The following is a 23,987-nucleotide window of genomic DNA, read 5'->3' on the forward strand; positions in this document are numbered from 1 at the left end:
GCTAGCTATGCCAAAGCACGGGCCAAATGACCATCCCGCACCCTTCACCTGCGGTCCTGTAATTCGTCGAAAATGTGATCTGTGGTAAAGTAATGCGAAGGTTTTAAAGAATTTGCGGAGCGTAAAATGGGGGATAATACCAAAACCCACAGTACGACCGATGTGCTTTTCCGATGGTTCCAAATCGTTGCCATCACGCTTGCCGGGCTATGGGCAGTTTTTCAATTTGGTCTGTTCGAGGTCAAAAAGAACTACGTGCTCGAAGTGAACGTTTCAGCTGATGTTGGTAAGCCCGTGGGTGAAGGGATTGTGCCGGTTAAGATTACAACGTCAGCCCGTAACACCGGGCAGAAGGGTGTTAACCTTATTTTTGCCAAGGCAATCTTTGCCGAAGAGGATGTCATTCCCAAGAGGCCTGACGTTCGTTTTGACATTCGAGACTGGAGCACGCTGACCTACAGGCCATACAAATACATGACGGATATTGGTGAAAGGGTTTTTGCTTTTGCAACGGCCTATGAGATTTTCACGCCGTACTATTATCTCGAAAAGAATGAAACTCAGTGGAGCGAAATTCTCTTCCTTGCGAATACAGCCAGGGCAAACTTCTTCACGTATCAAATTTTCTACTATGCCGCCGAAAGGTGCAGGGGTATCTACCCGTTCGAGACGTGTTTTGAGTTTCGGGCTGACACCTTTGAACCCCAACAAGGAGAACCATGTCCGGGTGATCACTTGTGGGTGGGTGTGACCAACTTGTGTATTCAATATTTCCGCAAGGTCCTGAATAGCGACTCCCTGGATTGGGAAGAGATCACCGAGGATGACTTGTTCAAAGATCACAAAATGATCTTTTATCGCCGCGACGGAAATCTGTTCCTTTGGTCGGAAGAATCTGAGGTGGTCGAAAACTGAAAAGGGCGCCTAAGGGGCGCCCTTTGAATTCGATTTGTGCGGAAGTCAGACCTTGAGGTTTGGAATGATCTGCTTCTTGCGGCTCATGATGCCCGGCAGAACCACAGCGTCACCGTCAACCGACGCACCAAAGCTCTTTTCAGCAACACCTTTAACCAGATCGTTCGGAACCAGCAGGGTGGCTTCTTCGTTTAGGATGTCGACAACGAACAGCAGAACCTGATCGACGCCGTCCTCCTTGGCAACGTCTACCATCGAGTTCGCAAGGCTGGCCTTACGGTCCAGAACAACGCCCGGAGCGGTGGTTTCCAGAACCGAAACGCGGAACTTGGTGCCGTCGACTTCGTATTCTTTGCTGTCCATGCGGATCAGTTCGGCGTCCGAGAAGGACGATACATCCGATTTAGCTGCGAACATGTCTGCAGCATAAGCAGAAACGTCGAGGCCCAGTTCAGCGGCCAGTTTTTCGGCCACTGCGCGGTCATGCGCGGTTGTGGTAGGCGAGCGGAATTCCAACGTGTCCGACAGGATGCAGGTCAGTGCGGCGCCCTTAACAGCGTCGGGCATCTTGGCAGCGTCGTCACCCATCAGGTCAACCATGATGGTCGCGGTGCAGGCCAGCGGGCGCACGGTGATGTCGATCGGGCCTTTGGTTTCCAGACCGCCGACCAGTTTGTGATGGTCGATGATGGCGCGGATGTCGGCGCTGTTGACGCTGGCGGGCAGCTCGGCGGGGTTGTTGGTGTCGACGATGACAACCGGCGCGTCCGCTTCGACGTCGTCGATGATGCGCGGCTTGGGCAGGTCCCAGCGCTGCAGCATGAATGCGGCTTCGGTGTTGGGCTCGCCCAGCAGTACCGGCTCGGCCTGTTCACCTTTGACTTCGTTCAGGTACCAAGACCACAGGATGGGCGAGCCTGTAGAGTCGGTGTCGGGAGATTTATGGCCAAATACAAGAGTTGTCATGTCAGCGTCCTGAGGATTGGAAATTTGCGCGCCTTATAGGGTGCTCTGCCGGGGTTGTCACCCGGCAGAGTTTACGCTGCGACGGTTGGTCTGACTTTTATTGACGCAAGGTCAGAATGGAGCTCGGGTTAGCGTGTATCCAGCTTCCTGCAACTGGTTTAGAAGACCTTGCTCGCCACTTAGGTGCCCTGCGCCGACCGCGATTACTGCCGTCTGTTCTGGAATGTTTAGGATCTGTGACATCCAGTTGTTGTTGCGCTCGACCAATAGGTGTTGTTCGAACGGGTTCCATTCCTTTTCGAACTCTTCGGCTGAAAGACCCGAAAACTTACGCCCCAAAATGCGAGCCAATTCTAGAGCCTGCCCGTGTTGTTCGTCGAAATAGGCGTTTGTCATGGTGGTCATTTGGTCTTCGCTGTTTTGGAAGGTGCCAGCCATTTTACCTAAGGATTTCGCCTGTTCCTCGATCGAGTAAATCTCGAATACGGACATAAGATCCTCAACGCTCTCAAGCGAGTACTGCGGGATGCCGTGTTCGGTGGCCAGATCAGCTAGCCGTGAATCTATGCCGTGGTCGGCTTGAGGGGTCTGCATCAAGCAGGTGGGCATTCCCAGTGTCATGCTCAGGAACCAGGGGCGCATTTTGGCTGCCATCCATCCGGGTATGCCGCGCTCTTCCAGTGCTGCGGACAGTGCTGCCCAATCTTCCGCAGGCATCAGATCGATCAAAGTAGGGCCGGACGTGATCATGATGGCGCTTGGATCGGCAGCTAGTTCCTGTTCCCATGCCGCCATTTCGTCCTTGGTGATTTCAAAATAGAAAGCATCGGCCTGGGTGAGTGTCGGTGCCAGGCCATCAATAATCGTACCCATCTGCGGGTAATTCAGATGCAGTGTGCCGACGAGGTGCAGTACTCTATCGTCTTTGGTCGCAATCCAATGGTTGCCTTCGGGGTAGGGCGTGCTCGCAACGGCCGCTTGCAGTTCGGCTTGTGCCGCTGGTGACAGATCCTCCTTTAGGTCACGGCCTTCACAGGCTGCTTGCACTGTGGCAGGCATGAGTAGACAAATCACAAACAGAAACAGGCGCATCGAGGATTTTCCTTAGAAACCAGTGTCACCACGACTTTGCCCCGGTACGAACAAAGGCACAAGGATCATTAGAAAGCTGTGGGTATCGACTGGTTTTCCATGTCAAAACGCATAGCATGCAAACATGGAGCGCGAGCAGGATCTCTATCCCCCAATAAAGGCGTTGTTGGAGCGTCAGGGCTACACCGTCAAAGGTGAAGTCGGCGCAGCCGATATCGTTGCTGTTCGTGATGGGGAAGAGCCAGTGATTGTCGAGCTGAAACTGCGCTTTTCTCTGGCGCTCTTTCATCAAGCTATCACGCGGCTAAGGGTTACGGATCAGGTCTATATCGGGGTGTGCAAACCCACAGGGCGGTCAGCCCGGCGTGCGATAAAAGACAACCTAGCGCTGTGTCGTCGATTAGGTCTGGGGCTGCTCACCGTACGCGCAGACGGTACAGTAGAGGTGCAATGTGACCCCGGCCCATATGCATCACGCAAAAACAAGAACAAGGCTGCGCGGTTGCTGCGCGAATTCGATCGACTGGAGGGTGACCCGAACGCAGGCGGCGCAACTCGGCACGGTATCGTCACGGCCTATCGGCAGGATGCCTTGAAATGCGCGGCGCATCTGGCAGAGCATGGTTCGACCAAAGGCGCGGACGTCGCTAAAGCAACCGGTGTTCCCACAGCAACTCGGCTGATGCGCGACAATCACTATGGATGGTTCGATAAAGTCGAAAAGGGTGTCTATGGCCTTACCGCAGAAGGAGCAGAAGGGCTGAAACACTGGGCTTATAGCTGGGAACAGGCCAGCTGAGGCCATTTGTCAAAAAATCTGCCGCCGCTTGTTGACTCGGGGATTTGGACCTCCTAGCTATGCGTCGTTATCACTCTCATACTCTGAGTGCTAACACCTCGCCGTCCGGCGAGGGGAGGATAAACAAACTTTGAGCCCAAGGAGCTGCAAAGATGGCATTGAAACCGCTTCATGACCGTGTGCTGGTTCGCCGTACAGAAAGCGAAGAGAAAACCGCAGGCGGCCTGATCATTCCTGACAGTGCAAAAGAAAAGCCCAGCGAAGGTGAAGTTGTTGCAACCGGTGAAGGCGCGCGCAAAGACAGCGGCGAGCTGATCGCAATGGCTGTTAAAGCTGGCGACAAGATCCTGTTCGGCAAATGGTCGGGCACCGAGGTCAACGTTGGCGGCGAAGAGCTGCTGATGATGAAAGAAAGCGACATCATGGGGATCATCGAGTAAGCAATCGCGCTTCTCTGATCTTCCTTCCAATACATTTTCTCAAGGAGAAACGACATGGCTGCAAAGGACGTCAAGTTCGACACCGATGCCCGTAACCGCATGCTGGCAGGTGTGAACATCCTGGCCGATGCTGTTAAAGTGACCCTGGGCCCCAAAGGCCGCAACGTGGTTCTGGACAAATCCTTCGGCGCACCGCGCATCACCAAAGACGGTGTTTCGGTTGCCAAGGAAATCGAACTGGAAGACAAGTTCGAAAACATGGGCGCGCAGATGGTGAAAGAAGTCGCCAGCCGCACCAATGACGAAGCCGGTGACGGCACCACCACTGCAACCGTTCTGGCTCAGGCCATCGTTCGCGAAGGTCTGAAGCAGGTTGCTGCTGGCCTGAACCCGATGGACCTGAAGCGCGGCATCGACCTGGCAACTGCCAAGGTTGTTGAAGGCATCAAGTCGGCTTCGCGCGAAGTTAAAGACTCGGCAGAAGTTGCACAGGTTGGCACCATCTCGGCCAACGGCGAAGCCGAAATCGGCCAGCAGATCGCAGACGCGATGCAGAAAGTTGGCAACGAAGGCGTTATCACCGTCGAAGAAAACAAAGGTCTGGAAACCGAGACCGATGTTGTCGAAGGTATGCAGTTCGACCGTGGCTACCTGTCGCCTTACTTCGTCACCAACGCAGACAAAATGATCGCAGAACTCGACGACTGCATGATCCTGCTGCACGAAAAGAAACTGTCCTCGCTGCAGCCGATGGTTCCGCTGCTCGAGCAGGTGATCCAGTCGCAGAAGCCACTGCTGATCATTGCTGAGGACGTTGAAGGCGAAGCGCTGGCAACTCTGGTTGTCAACAAACTGCGCGGCGGCCTGAAAATTGCTGCTGTCAAAGCACCGGGCTTCGGTGATCGCCGCAAAGCCATGCTGCAGGACATCGCAATCCTGACCGGCGGTCAAGTCATCAGCGAAGATCTGGGCATGAAGCTCGAGTCCGTCACCATGGACATGCTGGGCACCGCCAAGAAAATCGAAATCACCAAAGACGAAACCACCATCGTCGACGGTGCTGGCGAGAAAGCCGAGATCGAAGCACGTGTTGCTCAGATCCGCACTCAGATCGAAGAAACCTCGTCGGATTACGACCGTGAGAAGCTGCAAGAGCGCGTTGCCAAACTGGCAGGCGGTGTTGCCGTTATCCGCGTCGGCGGCATGACCGAAGTTGAAGTGAAAGAGCGTAAGGACCGTGTGGACGATGCTCTAAACGCAACTCGCGCTGCTGTTCAAGAAGGCGTTGTTGTAGGCGGCGGTGTTGCCCTGGTTCAGGCCGGTAAAGCACTGGAATCGCTGGAAGGCGCAAACGCTGACCAGAGCGCAGGCATCAACATCGTTCGTAAGGCAATCGAAGCGCCGCTGCGCCAGATCGCCGAGAACGCAGGTGTTGACGGTGCGGTTGTTGCGGGCAAAGTCCGTGAATCCGCTGACGCAGCATTCGGCTTCAACGCACAGACCGAAGAATATGGCGACATGTTCTCGTTCGGCGTTATCGACCCGGCCAAAGTTGTCCGTACCGCTCTGGAAGATGCGGCATCGGTTGCTGGTCTGCTGGTCACCACAGAAGCGATGGTTGCCGACAGGCCGCAAAAAGATGCACCTGCTGCAGGCGGCATGCCCGACATGGGCGGCATGGGCGGCATGATGTAAGCTGCTTAAGCCATAGTGCTAATGGACGGGGTCGCCTAAGGGCGGCCCCGTTTTTTGTTTCATATCTCGCGCGGGAAAGTGAGTGTCCAATCCGCTGTGAAACCGCTATGCGGTTGATATGAGACTGTTCCTTCTAACCGCGTTGACCATGTGCGCCTTTGCGGCGAACTCGATCCTGAACCGTCTGGCGATCGACAGTGGTGCCAGCGATCCTGCGGGTTTCGCTGTTGTAAGGGTGCTGACTGGCGCATTGGTGCTGGCTGCCTTGGTGTGGGCGAGGGCAGGTCATCTGCCGCTCAGAAACCGGCGCCGAATTTCAGGGGCGGGGGCTTTGTCCCTTTACATGATCGGTTTCTCGGTTGCCTATCTGACGTTGGATGCCGGGCTTGGTGCGCTGATCTTGTTTGGCGTAGTGCAGATTACAATGTTCGCGGTGACTTCGGTTTCAGGGAATACGCCAACTGTCCGTCAGATCGTTGGGGCAGCCATCGCAATGGCAGGTCTGGCCTACGTTCTCTGGCCTTCCGGTTCGGTGCAAGTTGACCTGACGGGCGCGATGCTGATGACGGCTGCCGGGGTAGGGTGGGCAATCTATTCGCTGGTTGGTCGTTCTGAACCAGATGCGTTGGCGGGAACAGGGGCCAACTTTGTCGTTGCGCTTCCAGTAACCGGTTTGGCTCTGCTTCTGATCGGCGGAGACTGGAAGATGACCGGAATGGGGTATCTGCTGGCCGCTATCTCTGGGGGAGTGACGTCCGGGATGGGTTACGCGCTTTGGTATCGCGTTCTTCCGCAACTCGCACCAACTACGGCAGCGGTAGTGCAGCTGAGTGTTCCGATAATCGCTATTCTTGGCGGGGTCGTTATGCTTAATGAAGCCGCCAGCTTGCGTCTGATAATAGGCGCCGCGCTTGTCTTGGGCGGCATCGCCTTGGCTGTTCTGCGCCTGAAACCCCGCTAGGGGTTTCATCGACTGCAGATAGGGCTTATTTGGCGGCTATGAGATACCTGCTCGCCTTGTTTTTGTTTCTCGTTCCTGCTGTGGCCCAAGCGAAATGTGTGGTGCTACTGCATGGGCTTGCGCGAACCGAAGCGTCATTTACTGTCATGGAGCAGCTATTTCAGGCGCACGGATACAAGGTGGTACGTCCCGGATACCCCTCGACTGACCTGCCTATTCCGGAACTGGCCAATCAAACTCTGCCGGACGCTTTTGCGTCTTGCGGAGAGGACACCGTGAATGTGGTGGCTCATTCGATGGGTGGGATCTTGCTTCGGTACAGGCTCCAGGATCATCACCCAGAGAACTTGGGTCGCGTTGTCATGCTGGGCCCACCCAATCAAGGCAGCCAACTGGTTGATGAACTTGGTGCATGGGAAGTGTTCGGAATGCTGCACGGGCCAGCTGGTCTGGCCCTGGGCACCGGGCCCGAAGGGATACCGCGACAATTGCCGCCGGTGGATTTTGAATTGGGCGTGATTGCGGGTGAGAACTCTTTGAACCCTGTGTTTTCCTCGATGATTGATGGCAAGGATGACGGCAAAGTTTCAATCGAGACGACCAAGGTGGACGGTATGCAAGATCATATAGTCCTGCCAGTGACCCATACATTTATGATGAACAACCCGCGTGTCATGGCGCAAGCATTACACTTCATCGAGTTTGGGCAATTTGACCCGCAAATCACTTGGCTAGACGGTGTAATGGACGTCATCGACGAGATCTGCATTGGTCAGAACTGCTCGGAACCCGAGTCGGAGCCCACGCAATGACTGCATTAAACCTAACTTTGACCGGCGCAGACGTCCTGCTGCCGGACCAAGGCTTGACGGCCGAAGATCTTTCTTTCGCAGAAGGTGTCATCCAACCCGACTGCGAAGGGCGGAAAGTTGACCTTTCGGGGTATCTTGTATTGCCCGGCATTATTGACCTGCACGGGGATGGCTTCGAACGACATATCGCGCCGCGTCGTGGGGCGATGAAGCAAATGAACGAGGGCATCCTCTCGGTCGAGGCCGAGCTTGCTGCCAACGGCATCACCACAGCCGTGCTTGCCCAGTTCTATAGTTGGGAGGGCGGTGTTCGCGGCCCCGAGTTTGCCGGGCAGGTGTTTGATGCTATCGCCTCGGTCAAGGACCGGGTTGTCACTGACCTCATGCCTCAGCTGCGATTTGAAACGCATATGTTGGATGATTATGCGGGGCTGGCTGAACGCATCTTAGAATGGCAGGTGCCGTATGTGGTTTTCAACGATCACTTACCTCATGATCGACTGGTAGAAGGGCGTAAGCCGCCGCGATTGACCGGACAGGCGCTTAAGGCTGGTCGCAATCCCGAAAAACACTTTGAGCTTTTACTTTCGATGCATAGTCGCCGTGGGGAAGTGCCCGCAGCATTGGACAAACTGTGCAGCGCATTGGCAGCGCAGGACGTGCGAATGGGCAGTCACGATGACGCAACCGCCCAAACTCGTACGGATTGGCGTGCGCGGGGGGCAAAGATTTCAGAATTCCCCGAGACACTCGAAGCCGCAGAGGCCGCGCGGTCCGCAGGTGATTTCGTTATTTTGGGGTCACCTAATGTGGTGCGGGGTGGATCTCACAAAGGAAACGTCAGCGCGCTGGACCTGATCACAATGGGGTATTGTGATGCGTTGGCATCGGATTACCACTACCCCAGCCCGCGCCGGGCGGCGTTGATGCTGGCAAACTCGGGCTTGGTGGACATGGCGGGCGCATGGGCGCTGGTATCCTCCGGCCCCGCCCGCGTACTGGGTTTGCAGGATCGCGGGGACTTGGCAGTAGGCAAGCGCGCTGATCTGGTCATCCTCGACACCAAAAGCCATCGCGTCGCAGCGACGCTTTCGGCAGGGCGTGTCAGCTATATGGCCGGAGACATTGCGGCTCGGTTCATGACCTGACACAGAGCCTGTGTCAGGTTCCCAATGCGCTCGTGAAAGGGGCTGATCGCCCGCGCGATGCCCTAGCGCGCAATTCGGTTGAAATGTCCCATCTTGCGACCGGCTTTGACCTCGGACTTGCCATAAAGATGCAATGCCACGTCACGCTCTTTGGCTAGTTCTGGGACGCGGTTCATGTCATCGCCAATCAGGTTCTCCATCACCACGTCTGAATGACGTTGCCCGTCACCAAGCGGCCAACCAGCGACAGCGCGGATATGTTGTTCGAACTGATCCACGGCGCAGCCATTCTGCGTCCAATGCCCCGAATTGTGCACTCGAGGTGCGATTTCATTCACAATCAGACCACCGGGCGTGACGAACAGTTCAACACCCATGACACCGACGTAGTCCAGTGCGTTCAGGATGTTTGCAGCCAGCAGCACAGCATCCGTGCGCTGTGCCGGGCGCAAGCGGGCAGGGACCGTTGTGGTGTGCAAGATCCCGTCGCGGTGAACGTTTTCACCGGGGTCAAAACACGCAACCTGGCCGTCCAACCCGCGGGCGGCAATGATCGAAACCTCGTGGGTGAACTCGACGAAGCCTTCGAGGATTGCGGGTGCGCCAGCCATATCAGCCAAAGCTGCTTCTGCATCCTCGGGCGTGCGCAGCCGAGCCTGCCCCTTGCCGTCATACCCAAATCGGCGGGTCTTTAGGATCGCAGGGACACCAATCTGTTCAATCGCCGCCTGCAAGCTGCCCAAGTCGGTGATATCCGCAAACGGTGCGGTCTTCAGGCCCAAGCCTTGCAGAAAGTTCTTCTCGGTCAGTCGGTCCTGACTAACGCGTAGCGCTTCGCGCCCAGGCCGTATTGGGCAATGAGCCTCAAGCAGGTCCAGAGCTTCGGTTGGGATGTTTTCGAACTCATAGGTGATCACATCGACCGACTGAGCGAAGGCGCGCAGAGCATCAGCGTCGTCATAAGCCGCGGTGGTCACATAATCCGCCACGTGTCCAGCAGGCGGGTTGGCGCCGGGCTCGAAGATATGAGTGACAAACCCCAGACGAGCTGCCGCCACTGACAGCATCCGGCCCAACTGACCCCCGCCCAGAATTCCGATCTTTGCGCCGGGTGCTAGTGTGTCGGTCATTCTTTCGTCTCCAAACGTGAACCAATCGCGGCTAGGGTATCGCGCAGGGCATCATGGGCGCGGCCGGCCTGTAACCCATCGGTCATCTGCAAGCTCAGAGTTCCCTCCGTCGCCAATGCGTCGCGCTCCGTCGCCAGTCGACCCGACGTACCTGTTTCCATAGTAGACAGGAACCCTGCCAATAGTTGAGTTGTGTAGAATTCGGCGGCATTCGCGTCGCCGGTTTGTTCAGTCAGCCAAGCCGCACCAGTCGCCATCAGGTCAAGCATGCCGGGAACCATTGCACAAATAGCGAAATGGGCGTTGAGGGCCGCTTCGTCCGAAACGGTCACGACTGGGTTTTCAGGCTCAAAAAGCTCAGCCAATAGGGAGGCATTGCCAAAAGCTGCCAAGGGGCATCCGCCTTGTTGCAAGAAGCCCAAGGGGATTGTCTGAACAATATCTGAGGCTGGGGCACAGAGATGCGCCAGTTGCTGCTCTGGTACTGCGGCCATGACAGACACGATCTGTTGGTCGGCGCGAAACGTTAGTCTCTCGAGCACGCCCGGCGCGATTTGCGGGCGTAAGCACAGAAAAACGATGTCCGACGCGTCAATCACGGACTGAGCATCTGTCACAGTGACGCTCAACTCGGCCTTGAGTTCGGCAGAAACGTCAGTGTTCCGCTCGGTGACGCAGATTGAATGCCCTTTTGAGGCGAGGAACCGAACCATCGGAGCCGCAATGTGGCCGGTTCCGATAAATCCGATGCGGCTCATCCCTGAGGCTCCTCAGGGATCGAAGCAGAAAGTGCCTCGCGCCATGCATCAAGCCGGTCGGCCAGAGCGTTATCCTCAAGAGCCAGAATACCGGCTGCCATCAGGCCTGCATTCGCACCACCAGCCGAACCAATCGCCATGGTAGCAACTGGAAAGCCCTTGGGCATTTGCACGATAGAATACAGAGAATCGACACCAGATAGAGCCCGTGTTTGCACTGGAACGCCGATTACAGGCACGCGCGTTTTAGAAGCCATCATACCTGGAAGGTGAGCGGCCCCACCGGCACCCGCAATAATGACATGCAGGCCGCGTGAAACGGCGGTCTTTCCGTAGTCCCACAAACGGTCAGGGGTGCGGTGCGCCGAGACGATGCGCTTTTCATACGCAATGCCAAGCTCATCCAGAATATCCGCGGCTTCTTTCATCGTGGGCCAATCCGATTGGCTGCCCATGATGATCCCCACTTTCACATCGCTCATCCGCTTGTGTCCCTGCCTTCCAGAAAGAGCGCGCACTATAGCCAAATCGGTCCCAGAGGCAATGTGGTTTGGCGGCTCTGAGGCGCATTCGGCCATCTGCTGAAAATACATTCAAAATAGTGTATGATTGAGGCGGGACATCGGTCCCCGAGGAGAAACCCATGGCAAATGTAGTTTTAAAGAACCGGGACGGTGAGGCCGTGCCGCAAGAGAGTATTGAAGACCTCAGGACGCAAATTCGGGGGGCGTTGATTTTGCCCGGTGACGCCGACTATGACGATGCGCGTAGTATTTGGAATGCACTGGTTGATAAGCATCCCGGCGCCATCGTGCGGTGCCACGGTACGGCAGACGTGGCTGCGGCCACCAAATTCGCGTTTACAAACAACATTCTGGTTTCAATCCGAGGGGGTGGCCACAATGTGGGCGGCCGGGCCGTCTGCGACGATGGGATTGTTATTGATCTATCGGACATGCGATCGGTCCATGTAGATCCAAACGCCCAAACCGTGCGTGCCCAAGGCGGAGCCCTGTTGGGCGACGTGGATCGAGAGAGTCATCTTCATGGCCTCGCAGTGCCCTTGGGTGTCGTTTCACAAACTGGCATCGGTGGGTTGACGACAGGTGGAGGATTCGGGTGGCTGGCCCGGAAATACGGTCCCACCTGCGATAACGTGGTCGAAGCCGAAGTTGTCACTGCAGAAGGCTCCACGCTCACGGCCAGCGCAAACAGTAACCCTGATCTGTATTGGGGGATCTGTGGCGGCAGTGGTAACTTTGGCGTCGTGACTTCGTTTCTCTACAAGGCTTACCCACTTTCCACAGTGCTGGGAGGTATGATCGCCTACCCGCGTGAGGCAGCCGCGGAAGTTTTGCGTGGTTTTCGGGATATTGTCTCGCGTGCTCCGAATGAGCTGATGGTTTATGCCGCTTTGTTGTGGGGGCCAGACGGAACTCCGTTGATCGCGCTGGTGCCGTGTTGGATCGGAGACGACAAAGAAGCTGGCCGAAAAGCAATCCAGCCTTTGGCGGAGATAGGAGAACCGCTGGTTGTCGATATTCAGGAGATGCCGTTTCCTGCGATGCAATCCATGTTGGATGCGGCCTACACGGCAGGCAGCAGAAACTATTGGAAATCCGCTTATCTAAATGCGCTCACGGATGACGCCATCGACACGATCGTCGAGCAATCCAAGGGGATGACTATTCCTGGATCCGGAATTCTAATCGAACATTGCGCCGGTGCCGCCAGCTCCAAGAGCAATGGCGCTAACGCGTTCGCTCAGCGAGGGCATGAGTACCTGATTGCCATACTGCCTCTCTGGACAGATGCAGCAGATGACGCGGGTCAAATTGCTTGGGCGCGTGCGACGCACGACGCGTTGTCACCATTTGCAACAAGCGGAACGTATTTGAACTATCTCGGTGCCGACGAAGACAGTGCTGTTGAATCTGCGTTCGGAGAGAATTTTGGGCAATTGAAGGAGCTGAAGCGGAAATACGATCCGACAAACTTCTTTAGCGCGAATGCGAATGTCGCTCCGTAATGAACAATCGGAGCGTTCAACTTGTTTCGGTTTAAGCGATAATATCCGGCGTCAATCGGTCTTCGATTAGGCGGATGATGTCTTTTAAGCGCAGTTTCTGCTTTTTCAGCCGCTTTATCGTCAACTGATCGGCTGTGCCGGTGGCTTGCAGCGCTTCAATCGCCTCATCCAGATCTCGGTGCTGGCGGCGGAATACCTCCAGCTCGACCCGTAAAACTTCGTCTGTTTTCATCGAAAGATCGGTGGGCGCGTTCATGGGCGACTCAGTCTGTATTGTGGTGCTTATCACACAAGATAGTGTGTCAGGCTTTATCCGGCCAGACCTTGTGGACATCCTGGTTTCTTCCCATATTCTATAACATGCGGTTGCCAGAAAGGGGCCGCATAAGACGTCGCTTTGACAAAAAAGGACGAAAATACGTGTCGAAACTTACTCTTGGCTCATACCCGCATCTTTTGGGGTTCGAGCAGTTGGAACGCCTTCTGGAACGGTCTGCAAAGGCTGGCAATGAAGGATACCCGCCCTATAACATCGAACAGACTTCGGACTTTTCGTATCGCATCACACTGGCTGTAGCCGGTTTCGCGGAAGAAGATCTGTCGATTACCATCGAAGATCGCCAGTTGGTGATCCGGGGCCGTCAGCGCGACGACAGCGAAGGACGTATATTCCTTCATCGTGGCATCGCAGCGCGTCAATTCCAGCGCATGTTTGTGCTGGCAGATGGTGTTGAGGTCGGTGAGGCCATTATGGAAAACGGTCTGCTGCACGTGGATCTGACCCGGGCCGTACCGGAAACCGTGGTGCAAACGATCAACATAAGAAAGGGGTAAGAGCTATGAATACACCGATTGAACTGAATACCGAAGGCGACCGTATCGTCTACGTCAAAACGGTTGAAGTTGCGGATCTGCCTCGCGAAGTCCGTGAACAGGCAGGTGATCTGGCGCAACTGTATGCCGTCTACGACTCGGACGGTCAGCAATTGGCCTTGGTCGCTGACCGAAAACTGGCCTTTAACCTGGCCCGTGAGCATGACTTTTCACCGGTGGCCGTTCACTGAAACGGCCCCCTTGGCGATTTTCCCGTGACATCTGCGCCCCTGCAGGCGAGATATGCGAACCTGTGACGGTTAGCATGGCAGAAGGCGCGAGAAATGAGCTGGTTTGACTTTGATTGGGTAGATGCATTCAGCGACCGTGCTTTTGGCGGCAACGGATGCGCTGTGGTTCATGGCGGTGCAGCTCTGTCCGAGGACGTATGCATGGCCTATGTGCAAGAAACGTCTTTGGTAGAGTGCACATTCACCGGTCCGTCCGATGTGGCAGATGTCCGGGTTCGCTACTTTCTTGCCAGTCGTGAAATCCCATTTGCAGGGCACCCCACCATTGCCACTGTCGCGGCCATGCGGTCTCGGGGACTATTCCAAGGCAATTCTATGACTCTTGAAACTGGGGCGGGTATCGTCGCGATCCAGTTGAACGGTGACGAGATCGAAATGATACAGGTAGCACCGCAATTTGGTGCGCTGGTTCCTGTAGATCTGGTCGCTGCCGCGGTCAGCTTGCCTGAGGATGCGATCGTTTCTCCACCACAATTTGTGTCCACCGGTTTGCCCTTCTGTATCACTGTATTACGTGATCATGAGGCGCTACGCGCAGCACAGTTGAACGTGGCGGCTCTGCCTAAGGTTTCCGAGATGGCCGGGTTTTCCGGGTCGGATATGGCAGAGCCTTTTCTTGTGACCCTCAAAGGCGCAACCGAGGCAGGAGATACCTTTTCACGGCTGTTAATGGCGCCGCCCAGCCCGCCCGAAGATCCATTCACAGGCTCCGCGACTGGTGCGATGGCGGCATATCTTTGGAAGCACGGGTTAATGTCCAAGGACAGCTTTGTCGCAGAACAGGGGCACGACATGGGTCGCCCGGGTCAGGCAACTGTCACGCGGGTCGGGCCTGCGGATGCGATGACCGGAATACGGGTGGCTGGGCGTGGTCACGTTTTAATGCGTGGTCAGGTTGATTTACCTGAGATCATGAAATGACACAGCCCGCCATTGCCATCCTTCCCTATGGGCATCGGCTTGGGCCGAAACTGGCCACAGTCCCTTTATCCGAGCTTATTTGGCCCGAGGGGTGCCCTGATCGACTGATGGGGAAGACCGTTGGTGATCTGGAGGCCTCTGACCACCTGATAATGTACCCGAATTCGACCGTGCATCTGCGGTTGCGTCGGGGCACGCGTGCGAAGATCTCGTTGATGATGGGTGAACCTTCGGCTATCCACGGCAAGCATGATCGGATGCTTCGTCATACGTGGCGCCGGTTCTTCCGCGTTCTCACCTTTCACGAAGTTCTTCTGAATAGCATCCCGAACGCTGTGTTTCTGCCCTATGGGGTGACTATGGTGCCGGACTGGCAAAGTCTGGACGTATCAAAAACCAAATCGTGCTCGTTGATCGCCTCGGCCAAACGTGACCTGGAAGGGCATCAGTTGCGCCACAAAGTGATCGACTGGGTGCGTGAAGCTGATGCGGATGTTGATATTATGGGGCGCGGATACACGCCGTTTGAGCGTAAGTCCGATGGTTTGGCTCCGTATCGCTATTCTGTGGTGATCGAGAACGTGCAAGAGCGGAACTATTTCTCTGAAAAGCTGACTGACGCGATCCTGTGCTCAACAGTGCCAATTTACTGGGGCTGTCCAAATGTTGGTGATTTCTTCGACACATCAGGAATGATCGTCTGCAATTCCGATGCGGATATTCAACGTGCAATCCAATCGGTCTCAGCCGAGGATTACGCCACACGTTTGCCGCATCTGCAATCTATCCAGCAGCAAGCGGCAGAGTTTGGGGATTTTGAGCGGCGCGCGGTAATGGCGTTGAGACAAGAGCTTTAAGTCCAAAGGAAATAGGCTCTCTCTAGCGTTAATCTATCAAGATTGCTGGCTGGGATTTGATCTCGCTCCTGAACTATCAACTTGACGCTAAAGTGGCTGGTTCTGCTATGATTGCCCATATTTCCAAAAATTAACTTTACTGGAGGGCTGTTCCATGCCGCATCTTGTGACTTCGGAAAAGTACCAATCCGATGATATCGTGATTGAAGAGATATTGTTTGAGCTCGTTGACGGAGAGTTTTCCTTTCAAAGAATACTGGAGTCTTTTGATGCCGATACCTTGGTCGTTATTCAAAAGGTCTCAGGAGACGTTGAGGTCAAGACAGATATACCTTTAGAGGAACATCAGGAAAGCAACCTTGGTCAGATTTTCAGGGGAGCGACAAACGAGTCGATTAATTTGTTGTTCAGCTTTGTCTCACAAGGAGTCGCCAAAGTAAAAGTGATCGTTTCCCAAGTTCGTCGCGGTCTTGCCAATGCTTTCCGAGGATTTCCATGTAAGCTTTGCAAGCTGGCCGTTAAAACAATTATATCAACGATTTTAGTTCAGCTTGGTGTTCCAATCATACCAACAGGTGAGTTTGACTTAAAAGGCGTCGTGGCCAGTTTGACGAATGCGGCAGCCGATATTGCAAACGGCATGTACGGGCAAGTTGTAGAAGCCCTTTCCGGGCTACTTCCCAATAACTGGTGGAATGTCGTGCTGAACATTATGCATGGCGCGAACTGGCTATTGTCGGCAACAGACGCCTTGTTCGAAAAGATTTGTCGTCTTTTGGGGATGTGTCCCGCTGCACCTTCAACGGCAAACCCTTAGCGCCAACGTTGCGAACCAATCACTAAATGGTTGGTCTCCGCATGAACGCAGTGAAATGACGCGGTGAATAGAAAATCCGCCTTTAAAGTAAAAAAGGCCCTCGGAGTACGAGGGCCTTTTGCAGTTCAGTCTTTCCGATTTTAGGACGCAGCGATCAGGCCCATGCTTTCCAGCTTGAGCAGCACCTGATGGGCGCAGTTGTCGACGTCCACGTTCTCAGTCTCGACGCTCAACTCGGGGTTTGCTGGCACGTCATATGGGTCCGAAATTCCTGTGAACTCTTTGATCTTTCCTTCACGCGCCAGCTTATACAGGCCTTTGCGGTCGCGGCGTTCGCATTCCTCGATTGAGGTTGCGACGTGTACTTCGCAGAACGCACCGAACTGTTCAATATCCTCGCGAACCGCGCGGCGTGTGGTTGCGTAAGGCGCAATCGGAGCACAGATGGCGATACCGCCGTTCTTAGTGATCTCAGAGGCAACGTAACCGATACGACGGATGTTCAGGTCGCGGTGCTCTTTCGAGAAGCCCAGCTCAGACGACAGGTTCTTACGAACAATGTCACCATCCAGCAGCGTCACCGGACGGCCACCCATCTCCATCAGCTTGACCATAAGGGCGTTCGCAATTGTGGATTTGCCCGAGCCTGAGAAACCGGTGAAGAACACGGTAAAGCCTTGCTGGCTGCGCGGCGGCTTGGTCTTGCGCAGTTCGGCGACAACCTCGGGGAAGCTGAACCATTCGGGGATTTCCAGACCTTCGGCCAGACGGCGGCGCAGTTCGGTGCCCGAGATGTTCAGGATCGTGACGTTGTCCTTGTCCGCAATCTCGTCATTGGGCTCGTACTGGGCGCGTTCCTGCACATAAACCATGTGTTTGAAGTCGACCATTTCGATGCCGATTTCATCCTGGAATTTACGGAACAGATCTTGTGCATCGTAAGGGCCATAGAAGTCTTCGCCTTGGCTGTTTTTGCCTGGGCCAGCGTGGTCACGGCCAACGATGAAGTGGGTGCAGCCGTGGTTGGCGCGGATCAGGCCGTGCCAAACAGCTTCACGAGGGCCAGCCATACGCATCGCCAGGTTCAGCAGCGACATCGAGGTGGTCGATGCAGGATACTTGTCCAGAACGGCTTCGTAGCAACGAACGCGGGTAAAGTGGTCAACGTCGCCCGGTTTGGTCATGCCAACAACCGGATGGATCAGCAGGTTGGCCTGCGCTTCTTTCGCTGCGCGGAAGGTCAGTTCCTGGTGCGCGCGGTGCAGAGGGTTCCGGGTTTGGAATGCAACAATGCGGCGCCAGCCCAGCTTGCGGAAGTAAGCGCGCAGCTCGTTCGGCGTGTCGCGGCGGGCACGGAAGTCATAGTGAACGGGTTGCTGGATGCCAGTGACGGGGCCGCCCAGATAGACCTTGCCGGCAACGTTGTGCAGGTAGTTCACAGCCGGGTGCGCATCATCATCCGCACCGAAAACCATTTCCGCTTCGCGAGCTTTGTTCGGAGTCCAGCGGTCAGTTACGGTCATGGTGCCGAGGATGACACCTTCCTGATCGCGCAGTGCGATATCCTGGCCCAGCTCAATGGTTTCGGCAAAATCTTCGCTGACGTCCAAAGTGATCGGCATCGGCCACAGGGTGCCGTCTTCCAGACGCATGTTTTCGACGACGTTGTTGTAGTCGGCCTCAGACAAAAAGCCTTTGAGCGGGTTGAACCCACCGTTCATCAATAGTTCCAAATCGCAAATCTGACGTGGGCTCAGGTCCCAGCTGGTCAGGTCGGCGGCTTCTACTTTTAGCTTTTGGGCCGACTCATACGATACATAAAGTTCAGGGATCGGAGCCAGATTGCTTAACATCGTCATAGGAATACTCTTGTCGAAGTTCGGTTTTACCGGTGATTCAGGGATAGTTGCGGGGCATGTGCCCCGAGTGCAGTTCGAAGTCCATATACATTCACGAAATTAAGGACGATATGCGCGGTTTTTACCCGGATTGGAAGGATTTTTCGGTCTCGGCGTTTTTTGGCGACTTACTTCCCGCTCGCGCGCCACTGAAGTGCAAATTCAGCACGTGTGTTCCTACTCCGCAGGGATCGACAGTATTTCCGAAGCACTTGCCACTGGTAGGGCAAGAACGGGGCGCGTCACCCCCCGCAATTCAAAGGTTTTCATGCCACTCTGATCACCGTCAAAACCCGCGGCTTGCAGCAATTCGTCAGAAACCAAGAGTTCCACACCCAGCCCTTTGGTCTCACCTTCCAAGCGGCTGGCTACGTTAACAGCGTCTCCGATTATCGTACGGGCAGCGTTCCCAGCGGCGCCGATCTCCCCAAGAACCAGATCACCCAGATGCAGGCCCATGCCGATGCGGATACGTGGGCTGTCTTCCCCGTCGAGTTGCTGGTTAAACCGTTCAAGCGCGCGACTTACGTCTGCGGCCGCTTTCAACGCTGCCCGGGCTGAGCTTTCGGCATCGGGTGTTTCGAATACGGCCAAGAGACCGTCACCCATATATTTGTCTACCACCCCACCATCCGCAGTGATTGCCGGAACGATTGCGTCGAAGAACCGGTTCAACAAGAACACGATGTCATAAGGTAGTTGGCCTGTGGTGCGAGAGGTGAAGCCGCGCATGTCCAGAAACAAAACCGCCAATTTACGTTCTTGTCCCTGACTCGCGTGCGCCCTGTGACGTCCTCCGTCCGGGCGGAACATGCGAAATGCTGTTAGCGGTTCGGTTGGACGTATTTGGCACGCCAGTCGCGCACCATGCGGAGCACCAACCGCGGCGAGGCTGCGAGCTTCGATCTCGCTGGGGGCGGGAAGCTGATCAGCGCCATCCTCTACGATCACTCGGCAGGTCGTACAGCGGCCCTTGCCTCCGCACAGGGCAGTGTGGGGAATGCCATTGGCCTGCGAAATTTCAAGCAAGGTCATACCTTTTTCGGCGACAACCTCTGGGCCTTCGACATATTTGACCCTCACGGAATGTCTGCGACGCCAAAGCTTGCGGATTGCATAAACTGCCAATGCCGTCGCCATCGCGATCCAGAAAGCCATCAGCGCATTGTCTTTGACGCTGAACATGGCCTCAAATTCCTCGGGTGATGGCCAGTTGTAGTGCTCGATATATTGTTCGCGTAGGAAAGGGTCGGCGAAATCTGCCCATATGCGTCGCCCCTCGGTCAGCAACCCGGCCAGCGCAAATGATGGGATAAATACGGCGACACCGATCAGATAGGGAACCGTTTTTGACCACCATCTGGTCAACCGCAGCCACCTGTGCAAACCGATGCAGCCATGAACCCAGACCAGCAGCAACAGCAGGCTCTGCGTCCAGATGACGGAGCTTGGCCACATCAGGATGATGATGTAGCCCATCTCGTCATTTACATCATATATTTCATGCGCATAGCGCGTTTGCACGATGTGAGAGATAAGCTGCAGTGGGATCAATAACCCTAGCACAACCTGCAGGCCGGTTGCAAAAGGCATACGCAGTGTTCTGCGCTGACTTATCGCATGCAACGCCAGCCCGGCGTGCAAAAGCAGAGCGACATACAAAACCACACTTATTGCATCGTGCCGGGTGACAGACTTTCGGCCATCCTGCATTCCATGCAGGTAGTCGGTGTGAAACAGACCCAGTCCAATATTGATGAAATGGAAAAAGGCAAAGGTAAACAGGACCAGGCCGCTGCCGATCCTCAGCCGGGTTGCCCACCCGCCTTGCCATAGAACGCTATTCAATCAAATCACCTGCATTCGCTTTGCTTGCGCCCGATTCTGATACGGGCGCGCGAACGGGTCAAGCTAAGGGTTGGAGTATGGCGGAACCCAAGCGGTTGCTGCTGCGTCTGCTTGGATCAGGTCAGGAGAGACACGAAACAACACGATGTGGCTGAGCTCGGGGCGCGAGCGTGAGCTGTAAATTAGCCCATCAGCACCGCCGCGGCGGGCGTCGTCGGAAAAAGCCCATGTTGGCGAGCGGTCTTGCGTATCTCGAAGATTTTGCCAGACAATTGAGGCATCGCGCCGCCCGCGCAGATCGACCAGACGTGCGCCATCAATCCGGGCGCGCTGCAAAACGCGCGGTGGGTCGTCGTCCGAAACATACCTCCGGATCGCGACGCCTGCACCCTCTGCGCTGAGAGAGGCATACAGCGCCATCTGGCTTGCGTAATGAAAACGCCCCTCGGGCGCCTTCGCAGGGGCCAGAGGGGCGTCGATCTGCGACAGAAATAGAATTCTCCAGACAGGGCCGGAGAATTCCATCATTGATTATTCCTGCTCTGCCAGAAAGCGTTCTGCGTCCAGAGCGGCCATGCAGCCCATGCCAGCGCTGGTAACGGCCTGACGATACAAATGGTCGGTCAGGTCACCTGCTGCGAACACACCAGGAACCGAAGTTTCGGTCGAACCCGGCTTGGTCACTACATATCCGCCCATATGTGTTTCCAGCGTGTCCTTGACCAGTTCGTTTGCAGGCGCATGGCCGATGGCAACAAAGACGCCCTTGCATGGAATCTCGGTGATTTCGCCGGTTTTCACATTCTTAACCCGAACGCCTTCGACGCCCAGAGGAGCATCGGTCCCGATGACTTCCTCCAGTTCGTGGAACCACAGAGGTTCGATCTTTTCATGCTTCAACAGGCGATCCTGCAGAATTTTCTCGGCGCGCAGCTCATCGCGGCGGTGGATCAGTGTGACCTTGCTTGCGAAATTGGTCAGGAACAACGCTTCTTCTACGGCGGTATTGCCGCCGCCGATGACCACGATCTCCTGCCCGCGATAGAAAAAGCCGTCGCATGTGGCGCAAGCCGAAACACCAAAGCCTTTGAATTTCTCTTCCGACGGCAGGCCCAGCCATTTGGCACGAGCGCCGGTGGCAAGAATAACTGCGTCAGCTGTGTAGGTGTTGCCGCTGTCGCCCTTGGCCGTGAATGGGCGTTTGGAAATGTCCAATTCGTTGATGATGTCGCCGATAACTTCGCAACCCATCGCCTTGGCGTGGTCCTGCATGCGCACCATCAGATCAGGGCCCTGAACCTCGGTGTCGCCGGGCCAGTTCTCGACCTCGGTGGTAGTGGTGAGCTGACCGCCGGGTTCAATGCCTTGAACCAAGATTGGCTCTAACATCGCGCGGCTGGCATAGACACCCGCTGTATAACCGGCCGGTCCCGACCCAATGATCAGAACCTTGGTGTGACGTGTTTCGGCCATGGTACCCCCAACTCGATCTGCCTGATTTGGGCCCGCGGCCCCTGACGGATGGATATAGCGACCACTTGGCAGGGCTTAAAGCCCCTTCCTGTTTGGTAACCGTTATGCGTTGAGGGTATGGCGCTGAAAAAAAGCACATTGAAAATAAACAATATTGCGCATGCGCGAAAGATTATTGCGCATCCTCTGGGTGCTGATATAACAACCGAAAAATCAGGAGCTTTTGATGGTCGCGACACGGCTGGATGAGATTGACCGCAAGATTCTGGCGGAATTGCAGGCAGACGGTCGAATGACCAATGTCGAATTGGCAAAACGTGTGGGCATTTCAGCCCCTCCGTGCCTGCGTCGCGTGCGTACCCTGGAAGAATCCGGCCTTATCCGCGGTTATCATGCAGAAGTGAACTCACGCGAGCTGGGTTTTGAAGTTCAAGTCTTTGCAATGGTCGGTCTGGAAAGCCAGGCCGAATCCGAGCTGACAGCTTTTGAAGAGCGTTGCCGCGAATGGCCGTTGGTTCGGGAATGCCACATGCTGAACGGCGAGGTTGACTTTATCCTGAAGTGTGTTGCGCCGGATCTCAGCAGCTTTCAGCAATTCCTGACCGGTGATCTATTGACCACACCGAACGTGGCTAGTGTCAAAACTTCGCTGGTTATTCGCGGCGCAAAAGACGAACCCGGCGTGCCTTTCGACGTTCTGGAAGAACGAATGAGCCGGACGGCGTGAACATCATCCGCTTTGACTGATGTTTTGACGGCGGCAGGAAGGCCGCGACCGTCAGCGAAAGAACCCAACTTATTATTAGCTGCATAATGCCCCCACATTGCAGTACGTGTTAACCCTCAGGCGGTTATGGCGTCTACCTCTCCATCTCCGGCGCGCGGCATGGCCAGTGGCCCAAAATCGTTCAGCGATTCGACGTGTGCGAAGAGATTCAGGTAAATCGATCGCAGGGAATGACTCACCTTACGGACGGCGTTGACGCCTGGATGGTAGGTTTCGAATTGTAACCCGTCGACGCGAATGACCGAGTGGCGTTTCATGCAGATATGAAACAACTCGATCGGAGTCGGCGGCATGGTTTCGATAACACTCATCCCATCCTGAAATTCATAGACCGGAGTCAGCACCTGATCGTCACCGTGGATGTGCCGCAAGTGAGCAGGTGTTCCCAACAACCGGGCTGCTGGGCCTGCGATAACCCCGGATAGTGGTTTTTGCATGCCAAAGGTGTCAGCCATGATCCGTGTCAAAGGGCGTGTCCGACCTCGCGAATCTTCTCGTCCCGGAATCAGTGTTACAGAACCTTTCCAAAGCACGGTCTCAGAAGAGCCGTCCTGGGTAAGAACGCTGTCCCCGGGCAAAAGGTCTTCGATTGCCATTGGGCCGCTTTCTGTCTCCACAAGGGACCCACGGGTAAAGGCGCAGAACGCATCTTCGAACATCGGCAGGGCAGGGGCCACGTGGCGCGTCTGCACAACATCTCCGTTTTTCATCAGCGTGCTGACTTCGTAGCGGCGCAACTGCGCCTTCTGTTGCGTCGTTGGCCTAGGTGCGTCGCGCAGAAAAGCCGATGTTTCAAGGGCGTTTCTGGCAGCGCGTGATAGAGAACTTGGAATACTCATGTTTTTTGGGTCCCCTCTATTGCACGATCAGATCGGCCGAACCCCCGTACGGGCCCAACTGAACGGTTTTTGCTTTGCCTTGCTTGAGAAGGGTGACCACAGGACGGCGGTCTAACCGACCGCGCATCGCGAAGATGTATTTCATACTTTTGGTCAACGTACTGACCCCCCAGACAAACTCGTAACAACGCAGGCGACAATTGCCTACGCACACACGCCCCAAATCCGTACCGCGAAAAACTGGCGGCAGGTCGCACATCGGATCGGAGCACCCCTCCGGTGTGCGTTTCACCACGAGAGCCAGCAGCTCGGCTCCCTTGGGTCTTCATAGTCAGCGCCGAGCCGCCAAGCGGCGTGCAACCCTGACCGAATGACTGGAAACCCGTTTCCACGGCATCTCCAGTTTTTGCTCTCTGGTGGCCGCTACAACGGCGTCGAGAAAGCGAGATTTTACCTTCATGTTTTTGTCCTGCTCGTTTGGAGGCTTGTGCTCCATTTTTCCATCTCTACCTTAGGCTGTCGCACCAATGCGGCGGTGATAAGGCTGATCCGGGTTGAATTCAGGACAAACGAAGTATGGCAGTTCCCCTTTTCTAAAGACGTCGCGCTCTTAAGCAGGGCTGACCCTTAAACGCCTGAGAGCGGACAATAAATACAAAAGTCCTCTCATATAGATAG

General features: G+C 55.4%; 26 protein-coding genes. 14 read left to right on the forward strand and 12 right to left on the reverse strand.

Features of this window, described 5'->3' with window-relative positions:
* The first annotated feature begins 126 nt into the window (after positions 1-126).
* Positions 127-915, forward strand: a complete 789-nt coding sequence (locus tag ACR0EO_RS08635; protein WP_480688925.1) for a hypothetical protein — start codon at positions 127-129, stop codon at positions 913-915.
* A 45-nt stretch (positions 916-960) separates the two neighbouring features.
* Here the strand turns inward: ACR0EO_RS08635 and ACR0EO_RS08640 are convergent, their stop codons facing one another.
* Positions 961-1,881 carry a manganese-dependent inorganic pyrophosphatase gene (locus tag ACR0EO_RS08640; RefSeq protein WP_480688927.1) on the reverse strand — a complete coding sequence of 307 codons (921 nt, stop codon included), beginning with the start codon at positions 1,879-1,881 and terminating at the stop codon, positions 961-963.
* Between the two features lie 111 nt (positions 1,882-1,992).
* On the reverse strand, positions 1,993-2,973 hold the full coding sequence (locus ACR0EO_RS08645) for a TraB/GumN family protein (protein WP_480688929.1): 981 nt from the start codon (positions 2,971-2,973) through the stop codon (positions 1,993-1,995).
* A gap of 124 nt (positions 2,974-3,097) precedes the next feature.
* Here ACR0EO_RS08645 and ACR0EO_RS08650 point away from each other — a divergent pair, with 124 nt between their 5' ends.
* From ACR0EO_RS08650 to ACR0EO_RS08675, 6 genes are all read left to right on the forward strand, one after another.
* A complete protein-coding gene (locus ACR0EO_RS08650; RefSeq protein WP_480688931.1) occupies positions 3,098-3,772 on the forward strand; it encodes a DUF2161 domain-containing phosphodiesterase in 675 nt (224 codons plus the stop codon).
* 152 nt (positions 3,773-3,924) lie between these two features.
* Positions 3,925-4,212 (forward strand): co-chaperone GroES, encoded by a 288-nt coding sequence (locus ACR0EO_RS08655; RefSeq protein ID WP_155144864.1) that lies wholly within the window; start codon positions 3,925-3,927, stop codon positions 4,210-4,212.
* Positions 4,213-4,266: 54 nt separating this feature from the next.
* Positions 4,267-5,907, forward strand: coding sequence for a chaperonin GroEL (gene groL, locus ACR0EO_RS08660; protein WP_480688933.1), 1,641 nt, complete (start codon positions 4,267-4,269; stop codon positions 5,905-5,907).
* Between the two features lie 118 nt (positions 5,908-6,025).
* Positions 6,026-6,868: a DMT family transporter gene (locus tag ACR0EO_RS08665; RefSeq protein WP_480688935.1), complete on the forward strand. Its 843-nt coding sequence runs from the start codon at positions 6,026-6,028 to the stop codon at positions 6,866-6,868.
* A 38-nt stretch (positions 6,869-6,906) separates the two neighbouring features.
* Positions 6,907-7,680, forward strand: a complete 774-nt coding sequence (locus ACR0EO_RS08670; protein ID WP_480688937.1) for an alpha/beta fold hydrolase — start codon at positions 6,907-6,909, stop codon at positions 7,678-7,680.
* Positions 7,677-8,828 carry an alpha-D-ribose 1-methylphosphonate 5-triphosphate diphosphatase gene (locus tag ACR0EO_RS08675; protein ID WP_480688939.1) on the forward strand — a complete coding sequence of 384 codons (1,152 nt, stop codon included), beginning with the start codon at positions 7,677-7,679 and terminating at the stop codon, positions 8,826-8,828. Before ACR0EO_RS08670 ends, ACR0EO_RS08675 begins: the two co-directional genes overlap by 4 nt.
* A gap of 62 nt (positions 8,829-8,890) precedes the next feature.
* Here ACR0EO_RS08675 and ACR0EO_RS08680 read toward each other — a convergent pair whose 3' ends face one another.
* Genes ACR0EO_RS08680 through purE form a run of 3 tightly spaced genes read right to left on the reverse strand, consistent with a single transcriptional unit; the run spans position 8,891 to position 11,198 of the window.
* Entirely contained in the window at positions 8,891-9,958 is a 1,068-nt protein-coding gene (locus ACR0EO_RS08680; RefSeq protein WP_480688941.1) for a 5-(carboxyamino)imidazole ribonucleotide synthase, read from the reverse strand.
* Complete coding sequence (locus tag ACR0EO_RS08685; RefSeq protein WP_480688943.1) at positions 9,955-10,716, reverse strand: NAD(P)-binding domain-containing protein; 762 nt, start codon at positions 10,714-10,716, stop codon at positions 9,955-9,957. Before ACR0EO_RS08685 ends, ACR0EO_RS08680 begins: the two co-directional genes overlap by 4 nt.
* The gene (gene purE / locus ACR0EO_RS08690) at positions 10,713-11,198 is read right to left on the reverse strand and encodes a 5-(carboxyamino)imidazole ribonucleotide mutase (RefSeq protein ID WP_480688945.1); all 486 of its coding nucleotides are present in this window, start codon (positions 11,196-11,198) and stop codon (positions 10,713-10,715) included. The genes ACR0EO_RS08685 and purE overlap by 4 nt, the downstream gene beginning before the upstream one ends.
* Positions 11,199-11,359: 161 nt before the next feature.
* Between purE and ACR0EO_RS08695 the strand changes: the two genes are divergently transcribed.
* Entirely contained in the window at positions 11,360-12,745 is a 1,386-nt protein-coding gene (locus ACR0EO_RS08695) for an FAD-binding oxidoreductase (protein ID WP_480688947.1), read from the forward strand.
* Between the two features lie 31 nt (positions 12,746-12,776).
* On the opposite strand, the gene ACR0EO_RS08700 is transcribed toward ACR0EO_RS08695, so the two are convergent.
* Positions 12,777-13,001: a YdcH family protein gene (locus ACR0EO_RS08700; RefSeq protein WP_170325931.1), complete on the reverse strand. Its 225-nt coding sequence runs from the start codon at positions 12,999-13,001 to the stop codon at positions 12,777-12,779.
* 164 nt (positions 13,002-13,165) lie between these two features.
* Here ACR0EO_RS08700 and ACR0EO_RS08705 point away from each other — a divergent pair, with 164 nt between their 5' ends.
* From ACR0EO_RS08705 to ACR0EO_RS08725, 5 genes are all read left to right on the forward strand, one after another.
* Entirely contained in the window at positions 13,166-13,579 is a 414-nt protein-coding gene (locus ACR0EO_RS08705) for an Hsp20 family protein (RefSeq protein WP_058275530.1), read from the forward strand.
* Positions 13,580-13,584: 5 nt separating this feature from the next.
* On the forward strand, positions 13,585-13,809 hold the full coding sequence (locus tag ACR0EO_RS08710) for a DUF1150 family protein (protein WP_480688949.1): 225 nt from the start codon (positions 13,585-13,587) through the stop codon (positions 13,807-13,809).
* A 93-nt stretch (positions 13,810-13,902) separates the two neighbouring features.
* Positions 13,903-14,790 (forward strand): PhzF family phenazine biosynthesis protein, encoded by an 888-nt coding sequence (locus ACR0EO_RS08715; RefSeq protein WP_480688951.1) that lies wholly within the window; start codon positions 13,903-13,905, stop codon positions 14,788-14,790.
* Positions 14,787-15,647, forward strand: a complete 861-nt coding sequence (locus tag ACR0EO_RS08720) for a glycosyltransferase family 10 domain-containing protein (RefSeq protein ID WP_480688953.1) — start codon at positions 14,787-14,789, stop codon at positions 15,645-15,647. Before ACR0EO_RS08715 ends, ACR0EO_RS08720 begins: the two co-directional genes overlap by 4 nt.
* A 154-nt stretch (positions 15,648-15,801) precedes the next feature.
* Positions 15,802-16,464 (forward strand): hypothetical protein, encoded by a 663-nt coding sequence (locus ACR0EO_RS08725; protein ID WP_480688955.1) that lies wholly within the window; start codon positions 15,802-15,804, stop codon positions 16,462-16,464.
* Positions 16,465-16,604: 140 nt separating this feature from the next.
* Here ACR0EO_RS08725 and ACR0EO_RS08730 read toward each other — a convergent pair whose 3' ends face one another.
* From ACR0EO_RS08730 to trxB, 4 genes are all read right to left on the reverse strand, one after another.
* Positions 16,605-18,323 (reverse strand): bifunctional sulfate adenylyltransferase/adenylylsulfate kinase, encoded by a 1,719-nt coding sequence (locus ACR0EO_RS08730; RefSeq protein WP_480688957.1) that lies wholly within the window; start codon positions 18,321-18,323, stop codon positions 16,605-16,607.
* A 216-nt stretch (positions 18,324-18,539) separates the two neighbouring features.
* A complete protein-coding gene (locus ACR0EO_RS08735) occupies positions 18,540-20,210 on the reverse strand; it encodes an adenylate/guanylate cyclase domain-containing protein (RefSeq protein ID WP_480688959.1) in 1,671 nt (556 codons plus the stop codon).
* 63 nt (positions 20,211-20,273) lie between these two features.
* Positions 20,274-20,738, reverse strand: coding sequence for an RES family NAD+ phosphorylase (locus ACR0EO_RS08740; RefSeq protein WP_480688961.1), 465 nt, complete (start codon positions 20,736-20,738; stop codon positions 20,274-20,276).
* A gap of 3 nt (positions 20,739-20,741) precedes the next feature.
* Positions 20,742-21,683 (reverse strand): thioredoxin-disulfide reductase, encoded by a 942-nt coding sequence (gene trxB, locus ACR0EO_RS08745; protein ID WP_480688963.1) that lies wholly within the window; start codon positions 21,681-21,683, stop codon positions 20,742-20,744.
* Positions 21,684-21,909: 226 nt separating this feature from the next.
* Here trxB and ACR0EO_RS08750 point away from each other — a divergent pair, with 226 nt between their 5' ends.
* Entirely contained in the window at positions 21,910-22,410 is a 501-nt protein-coding gene (locus ACR0EO_RS08750; protein WP_480688965.1) for an Lrp/AsnC family transcriptional regulator, read from the forward strand.
* Positions 22,411-22,526: 116 nt separating this feature from the next.
* Here ACR0EO_RS08750 and ACR0EO_RS08755 read toward each other — a convergent pair whose 3' ends face one another.
* Both ACR0EO_RS08755 and ACR0EO_RS08760 read right to left on the reverse strand, forming a co-directional pair.
* Positions 22,527-23,309 (reverse strand): Hint domain-containing protein, encoded by a 783-nt coding sequence (locus ACR0EO_RS08755; protein WP_480688967.1) that lies wholly within the window; start codon positions 23,307-23,309, stop codon positions 22,527-22,529.
* A 331-nt stretch (positions 23,310-23,640) separates the two neighbouring features.
* The gene (locus tag ACR0EO_RS08760) at positions 23,641-23,769 is read right to left on the reverse strand and encodes a hypothetical protein (protein ID WP_480688969.1); all 129 of its coding nucleotides are present in this window, start codon (positions 23,767-23,769) and stop codon (positions 23,641-23,643) included.
* Positions 23,770-23,987 lie beyond the last annotated feature (218 nt).

The sequence above is a fragment of the Ruegeria sp. BE9 genome (genome assembly GCF_056538765.1).

What these genes read in the sequence shown, in the direction of transcription:
- ACR0EO_RS08635 (WP_480688925.1), top strand. Translation starts at nt 127, where the DNA reads ATGGGGGATAATACCAAAACCCACAGTACGACCGATGTGCTTTTCCGA.
- ACR0EO_RS08640 (WP_480688927.1), bottom strand. Translation starts at nt 1,881, where the DNA reads ATGACAACTCTTGTATTTGGCCATAAATCTCCCGACACCGACTCTACA.
- ACR0EO_RS08645 (WP_480688929.1), bottom strand. Translation starts at nt 2,973, where the DNA reads ATGCGCCTGTTTCTGTTTGTGATTTGTCTACTCATGCCTGCCACAGTG.
- ACR0EO_RS08650 (WP_480688931.1), top strand. Translation starts at nt 3,098, where the DNA reads ATGGAGCGCGAGCAGGATCTCTATCCCCCAATAAAGGCGTTGTTGGAG.
- ACR0EO_RS08655 (WP_155144864.1), top strand. Translation starts at nt 3,925, where the DNA reads ATGGCATTGAAACCGCTTCATGACCGTGTGCTGGTTCGCCGTACAGAA.
- groL (WP_480688933.1), top strand. Translation starts at nt 4,267, where the DNA reads ATGGCTGCAAAGGACGTCAAGTTCGACACCGATGCCCGTAACCGCATG.
- ACR0EO_RS08665 (WP_480688935.1), top strand. Translation starts at nt 6,026, where the DNA reads ATGAGACTGTTCCTTCTAACCGCGTTGACCATGTGCGCCTTTGCGGCG.
- ACR0EO_RS08670 (WP_480688937.1), top strand. Translation starts at nt 6,907, where the DNA reads ATGAGATACCTGCTCGCCTTGTTTTTGTTTCTCGTTCCTGCTGTGGCC.
- ACR0EO_RS08675 (WP_480688939.1), top strand. Translation starts at nt 7,677, where the DNA reads ATGACTGCATTAAACCTAACTTTGACCGGCGCAGACGTCCTGCTGCCG.
- ACR0EO_RS08680 (WP_480688941.1), bottom strand. Translation starts at nt 9,958, where the DNA reads ATGACCGACACACTAGCACCCGGCGCAAAGATCGGAATTCTGGGCGGG.
- ACR0EO_RS08685 (WP_480688943.1), bottom strand. Translation starts at nt 10,716, where the DNA reads ATGAGCCGCATCGGATTTATCGGAACCGGCCACATTGCGGCTCCGATG.
- purE (WP_480688945.1), bottom strand. Translation starts at nt 11,198, where the DNA reads ATGAGCGATGTGAAAGTGGGGATCATCATGGGCAGCCAATCGGATTGG.
- ACR0EO_RS08695 (WP_480688947.1), top strand. Translation starts at nt 11,360, where the DNA reads ATGGCAAATGTAGTTTTAAAGAACCGGGACGGTGAGGCCGTGCCGCAA.
- ACR0EO_RS08700 (WP_170325931.1), bottom strand. Translation starts at nt 13,001, where the DNA reads ATGAACGCGCCCACCGATCTTTCGATGAAAACAGACGAAGTTTTACGG.
- ACR0EO_RS08710 (WP_480688949.1), top strand. Translation starts at nt 13,585, where the DNA reads ATGAATACACCGATTGAACTGAATACCGAAGGCGACCGTATCGTCTAC.
- ACR0EO_RS08715 (WP_480688951.1), top strand. Translation starts at nt 13,903, where the DNA reads ATGAGCTGGTTTGACTTTGATTGGGTAGATGCATTCAGCGACCGTGCT.
- ACR0EO_RS08720 (WP_480688953.1), top strand. Translation starts at nt 14,787, where the DNA reads ATGACACAGCCCGCCATTGCCATCCTTCCCTATGGGCATCGGCTTGGG.
- ACR0EO_RS08725 (WP_480688955.1), top strand. Translation starts at nt 15,802, where the DNA reads ATGCCGCATCTTGTGACTTCGGAAAAGTACCAATCCGATGATATCGTG.
- ACR0EO_RS08730 (WP_480688957.1), bottom strand. Translation starts at nt 18,323, where the DNA reads ATGACGATGTTAAGCAATCTGGCTCCGATCCCTGAACTTTATGTATCG.
- ACR0EO_RS08740 (WP_480688961.1), bottom strand. Translation starts at nt 20,738, where the DNA reads ATGATGGAATTCTCCGGCCCTGTCTGGAGAATTCTATTTCTGTCGCAG.
- trxB (WP_480688963.1), bottom strand. Translation starts at nt 21,683, where the DNA reads ATGGCCGAAACACGTCACACCAAGGTTCTGATCATTGGGTCGGGACCG.
- ACR0EO_RS08750 (WP_480688965.1), top strand. Translation starts at nt 21,910, where the DNA reads ATGGTCGCGACACGGCTGGATGAGATTGACCGCAAGATTCTGGCGGAA.
- ACR0EO_RS08755 (WP_480688967.1), bottom strand. Translation starts at nt 23,309, where the DNA reads ATGAGTATTCCAAGTTCTCTATCACGCGCTGCCAGAAACGCCCTTGAA.
- ACR0EO_RS08760 (WP_480688969.1), bottom strand. Translation starts at nt 23,769, where the DNA reads ATGAAGGTAAAATCTCGCTTTCTCGACGCCGTTGTAGCGGCCACCAGA.